Source organism: Providencia sp. CIM-Carb-044 (assembly GCF_033901115.1).
GTDB classification, from domain to species: Bacteria; Pseudomonadota; Gammaproteobacteria; order Enterobacterales; family Enterobacteriaceae; genus Providencia; species Providencia hangzhouensis.
Genome location: NZ_JAXADV010000030.1, coordinates 1 through 5,393, shown reverse-complemented (window position 1 = coordinate 5,393; position 5,393 = coordinate 1). Strand labels below are relative to the sequence as shown.

Below are 5,393 nucleotides of genomic sequence, written 5' to 3'. Positions count from 1 at the left end.
TCGCTGCATCGGCGCGGGGGAGTCACGGGGTGACTACGCCTTAGCGTGCTTTATTTTCCGAATTCTGAGACGACCCCAAATAAAAATGAACAATGAAAAGGGTAGGGGGAGAATGGCCGTTGCCGATAAAATTGTTCCCCGGTTAGTTATTTCTCTGCCCGCTGTTAAAAGTTGAAAGTTGAAAGTTGATAACTTTGCAGTAAAATGCCGTTATCATATATACTGTATAAATGTACAGCGTAAGAGAGGCATTAATGTCACTAAAACCTATGAAATCAGCCCCAGACACCAAAGAAACTATCCCTTTCTTTGGCGAGCTCGTACCCGCAGGTTTCCCTAGCCCTGCTGCTGGGTGGGAAGAGGCTGAACTTAATCTTCATACGCTGGTGGTCACTCATCCAGCCAGCACGTACTTCTTGCGCGTGACAGGTGACTCCATGCAGGATGCTCGGATACATTCTGGTGACGTGCTGGTGGTTGATCGCTCAGAAACTCCAGAGCAGGGTAGTATTGTTGTTGCCAGCATCGACAACGAATTCACAGTCAAGAAACTCATCTTGCGGCCACGTCCATGCCTTATGCCGATGAACCCGGCATACCCACCTATCTATTTTGACCCTGAAAGTAACGACGTTGAAATTTGGGGTGTGGTGACTTACTCATTAATGAAGCACAAAAAATGTATGGCCTGATCGACATTAATTCCTGCTACTGTGCCTGCGAGCAAGCATTCAGGCCCGATCTTGCTGGTAAACCCGTAGTAGTTTTGTCAAACAATGATGCCAGCTGCATAGCCCGTAACAAGCAGGCGAAAGCCCTTGGTATAAAAATGGGCGAGCCATTCTTTAAAATCAAAGATCTCATAGAACGGAACAATGTCGCTGTTTTCAGTTCAAACTATGCCCTTTATTCCGCATTTAGTTCCCGGTTTGCATCTGTTATAGAGTCACTGACTCCGCGTAGCTCAGTGTATTCAATCGATGAACTTTGGTTTGATGCCACGAATATCACTGGTTTAATGACTCTTGATGCCTATGGCCGCATGTTGCGAGAAGAGGTACAGCGTCAGACAACGCTTACTTGTGGTGTTGGGATAGCACCGACAAAAACACTCGCTAAATTGTGTTCTCATGCTTCAAAAACCTATCCGGCAACTGGCGGAGTTGTCGCGCTTGATGATGTTACCCGTTTAGAAAAGCTGATGCGGCTTGTGCCCGTTGAAGACGTGTGGGGTGTTGGCCCACGGCTGGGTAAAAGGCTTCGGTTTATGGGAGTGGAAACCGCGTTTCAACTATCCTGCCTTGATCCTGTTCGGGTACGAAAGCAGTATAATGTTGTCCTTGAGCGTACCGTCAGGGAACTCCGAGGGGAGCCTTGCATGGCGCTTGAAGAAAATGATGTGATGAAACAGCAAATAGTCGTTTCCCGCTCCTTCGGTGAGCGAGTCACCAACCTTCATGAAATGCAGCAAGCCATAACCGATTATGCGGCTCGCGCTGCCGAAAAACTCCGGCAAGAAAAAGGGTATGTCTCTGTAATTGGTGTTTTTATACGCACCAGCCCCTACGCAGTAAATGATGTACCTTATTCCAATCAGGCTACTGAAATGCTGGTGACTCCCTCCAACGACAGCAGGGATATTATTAATGCTGCACAACGCGCATTAAAACGGATCTGGAGGCCAGAAGTCCGTTATGCTAAAGCAGGTGTGATGCTTTGTGATATTCGCGAGCGTGAGCCTCAACTTGATTTGTTCACTGAATCGGCCCAGTACCGCAACAGCGAAAATCTCATGCAATTACTGGATACTCTCAACAAGCAGGGTAGACACAATTTGTTTTTTGCCGGACAAGGTATAAACCCCGTTTTCGCAATGAAGAGAAATATGCTATCCCCTGCATATTTGACTAGCTGGGATGATTTACCAAAGGTTAGGTTAGGATAAGCCCACTAACCATCAAAAAGACATAATTTTTCCTTGGTGTTTCACTTCGCCCCCCTCACTCGTCCGGCAGCGCAATTTGGTTCTCAAGGTTACGTGTTCAAAAACAGCTATAAGATTATGGTCACGCGCTGTAAGCCATGCCAGAACAAAATAAATTGGATTTTTTCGTAATGAAAATATAGCGACGAACGTTGCAAAACAGTTTTATTGCTACAATTCCCCTTGTTGGCTAAAATACATACTGTATAAACTGACAGGGGTATCCGCTATGGATTTAAAAAAAACATTTGAACAGCTTACGGACGATTTACTCGCCCTGAAAATGCTGATCAGCGGTAGCTCGCCTCTGTTTTCCCAAGTCTCCGACATTCCGCCCGTCCTGCGGGGGGATGAGCATTTACCCATTTCGTATGTTGCCCCTGATCACCTGTACGGCCATGAGGCCATTCAGAAGGCGGTTGATATCTGGAGTGACCTGCACATCAAGCATGATTTTTCCCAGAAGTCTGCACGTCGTGCATCCGGTGTTCTGTGGTTTCCATCAGAAGATAATGCGTTTACGGTCGAGCTCGTTCGCCTGCTGAGCCAAATCAATGCCCTGAAAAAGAGTATTGAGACTCACATCATTACGACCTACCAGACACGTAGCGCACGATTTGAAGCCCTGCATAATCAATGTGCCGGGGTGCTGACTTTACATCTTTACCGTCAGATCCGCTGGTGGAAGGATGAGCATATATCAGCCGTGAGATTTAGCTGGCAAGAAAAGGAGTCTTTGCTCATTCCTGACAAAGCTGAGTTACTCGTGCGTATGAGCAAGGAAGGTAGGGAGGATGGGAAAAAAGAGGTGCCGCTTGCGTTGCTGATGAAGCAGATCGTTTCCGTACCGGAAGAACGACTACGTATAAGGCGTCGTCTCAAGGTTCAGCCATCGGCAAACATCTCGTTCCGTAGCGAGCAACACCCGACTGGGAAGCTGACAATGGTCACGGCTCCGATGCCCTTCATTATTATTCAGAATGAACGGCCAGAGGTGAAAATGCTCAAAATCTATGATGCGAATGAGCGAATCAGCCGTAAGCGACGTAACGACAAAGTGCATACGGAAATCCTCGGTACGTTTCATGGCGAAAGTATCGAAGTGATTGCCTGATAAGGTTTTTCTGGACATTATCCTTTGGTAGTATTACTGTATATGTATACAGTAAATTACCGGGGGGTATATGTTACGTATAAATGTGTGTTTCGATGCCAGCAAGAAAGTGCCTGCTAAAATCCAGCAGGCATTACGAGCTGAGATAGAGAAAGAGATCTTGTCTAATTACGAACGTGGTGTGGTAAGCGTGGGGAAGGGAAGCAGTGCAGAAGTGTCGATCAGTGGCGTTGATGATGATGAAAAAAAAGTAATAATGCAGAAGCTTGAAGACATCTGGCAAAGTGACAGCTGGTTGCCTTGATCGTTTTATTTTTTGCATGTGAACTGGGCTTCTGGCCCAGTTTTTTTTTGCCCTAAATCTGCACGATAGCTATTCGACCCTCATCCTGAGTGTGTGACCATATTGGACTTACAGATAGGGCTGGCGGTCACGCCCACCAGCGGAACCTCATCATTTATCACCATTTCATTAAGTAAAGGAGGTTATATGAAAAACGATTTCTCTCTCAACATGGGTAGTAAAATGGATGCCATTTTCAACCAGATGTTTTCAGCGCCAAACTCTTCTTTTCAAAACGCGCCTGCCGCTGGTGGCACGAATGCACGACGCAAAAAAAAGGACATTATCCGCCTGACTGTTCGCTCCAAAACCGGAGGAACCAACCTTGTTACCATAGCCAAAGATACGCCAGTATTCACGCCCAAACAGGTTAGTGATCTGGCTATTGGCGAACATGGCCATCTCGACATTTTCATCATCGACTATGGTACTCATCGCACCTTAAATACGAAAAACATCCAGCATGAATCCCCGCTTGAACGGGAAATAATTCAATAAAACTGCTTGATGTAATTGATATTTTCTAAGCTGCCTTTGGGCAGTTTTTTTTTCAATTTTTTCTCTGCTTTGCTATTCGACCCCCTGATCAGGTGTGCCAATCTAATTGAAAGACAATCAACACATGAGACAGAAAATGACAGGGACTAATGATTCTAACTATCAGCCAGATGAGCTAAAGGCTATTGCATCGTTTGACGCACTTGGCATCTTTGCGACGCTAAACAAACTGACTGCATTAAGTAACGTCGCACAAGCTCGCCTCGCGGAGTGTTTCGCACAAAACGACTCTATTCCTAGTGGATTCACTGCCCTCGATTTTCTTACTCCAGAAGAGCGGGAAGAACATCACATCCTGCGCCTGTCTCTTGCGATCTGCGTCGATGAACAGAGTGAAGCAAAAAAGCGCGTGAATGCGCGTCTGAAAGCCCGACATGAGGAATATAAGGCGAAACGGGGTGCCGTATAGAGAAAGCATCTTCTATCAGCAAGGAACGTCAGAAAAGGACTGAAACAGTGAAGTATCAGAAGAGGGGGGTATCCCTGTGAAAATAGGACAGCGACAACAATCAATTCTTTCCGCTATCTATAAGAATGGTGGGAAATTCTGGCCCAGTTGTGGAATTGTCTGGCTAAATTTCAGCACGACGAGAACTATTTTAGATTCTCTCGTAAAAAAACGACTCCTGACCGATAAAGGGAATTGTCGATACACCATAACGGAGAAAGGCAAAGAGCTCGGTGATCCTGACCGTTATTTCAAAGAACTTTTAAACAAACAGTTAAAGTCACGCAAGAGAAGCTCTTGAGCAGACTTTGAAACCGTAATGATGGAGACAGATTGATGATGAAAAGCATTATGCCCTCTCGCTCGGTAACGTCATTGTTGGCTCGTGAAGTATCTCTTCTCGGGGAAAAAATGGGTGAGGCGATGGCGCAATGTCGGAACAGCAAAGAAGAGGCTGCTCTTGAAGATGCGCTGCAAAATTTGGCCCGTGTTAAATCCACACTGGACAAAGCCGTTAATTAACGGCTTTACCTCATATTATTTTAAAGGATAGGTATCGTGGAAAAGTTTCTGGAGTACGTAGGCGTCATGGAGCACCACTACGGAAGTGCTGTAGCTGCGCAGTTTATCAGTGCCAATGCTGCCATTATTGCTGCTGATGATTCTGATGATGATTCCGAGTCATATTCGACCCGTGTTGAAGAGATCACATCCCTATTGGATGCGGTCAATAAAGCTGGTGGTGTACCTGATCACAGGCTTGTTGTTGAGCGTGTTAGCCCGAACTCTACCCGCGTTATTTTGAATGGCCCTCATGGTATGGTCTGGCGTTGCTATGTATTTCAGGACGATTTTATGTTCTGCTTTACTCGGGGTTTGAGGGCCAATGATGCAAAAAACCACGCTAACAGCGTTAGTTCATTGTTTATATTGAAATTGATAGGTA

General features: G+C 45.9%; 8 protein-coding genes. All 8 read left to right on the top strand.

The features are described 5' to 3' along the window. The first annotated feature begins 254 nt into the window (after positions 1 to 254). A complete protein-coding gene (gene umuD / locus SJ312_RS22755; RefSeq protein WP_113532751.1) occupies positions 255 to 692 on the top strand; it encodes a translesion error-prone DNA polymerase V autoproteolytic subunit in 438 nt (145 codons plus the stop codon). After that, positions 680 to 1,945 (top strand): translesion error-prone DNA polymerase V subunit UmuC, encoded by a 1,266-nt coding sequence (gene umuC / locus SJ312_RS22750; RefSeq protein WP_168550182.1) that lies wholly within the window; start codon positions 680 to 682, stop codon positions 1,943 to 1,945. The genes umuD and umuC overlap by 13 nt, the downstream gene beginning before the upstream one ends. 268 nt (positions 1,946 to 2,213) lie before the next feature. Beyond that, a complete protein-coding gene (locus SJ312_RS22745) occupies positions 2,214 to 3,098 on the top strand; it encodes a DNA replication terminus site-binding protein (protein WP_011039692.1) in 885 nt (294 codons plus the stop codon). A gap of 70 nt (positions 3,099 to 3,168) precedes the next feature. Beyond that, on the top strand, positions 3,169 to 3,402 hold the full coding sequence (locus tag SJ312_RS22740) for a DinI-like family protein (protein WP_113532753.1): 234 nt from the start codon (positions 3,169 to 3,171) through the stop codon (positions 3,400 to 3,402). A gap of 186 nt (positions 3,403 to 3,588) precedes the next feature. Continuing rightward, complete coding sequence (locus tag SJ312_RS22735) at positions 3,589 to 3,939, top strand: hypothetical protein (protein ID WP_113532754.1); 351 nt, start codon at positions 3,589 to 3,591, stop codon at positions 3,937 to 3,939. A 106-nt stretch (positions 3,940 to 4,045) separates the two neighbouring features. Beyond that, complete coding sequence (locus SJ312_RS22730; protein ID WP_272654096.1) at positions 4,046 to 4,408, top strand: hypothetical protein; 363 nt, start codon at positions 4,046 to 4,048, stop codon at positions 4,406 to 4,408. A gap of 375 nt (positions 4,409 to 4,783) precedes the next feature. Next, a complete protein-coding gene (locus SJ312_RS22725; protein ID WP_168550184.1) occupies positions 4,784 to 4,969 on the top strand; it encodes a hypothetical protein in 186 nt (61 codons plus the stop codon). Between the two features lie 36 nt (positions 4,970 to 5,005). Next, positions 5,006 to 5,393 (top strand): hypothetical protein (locus SJ312_RS22720; RefSeq protein ID WP_319868381.1); only part of this gene is annotated, 388 nt, incomplete at its 3' end.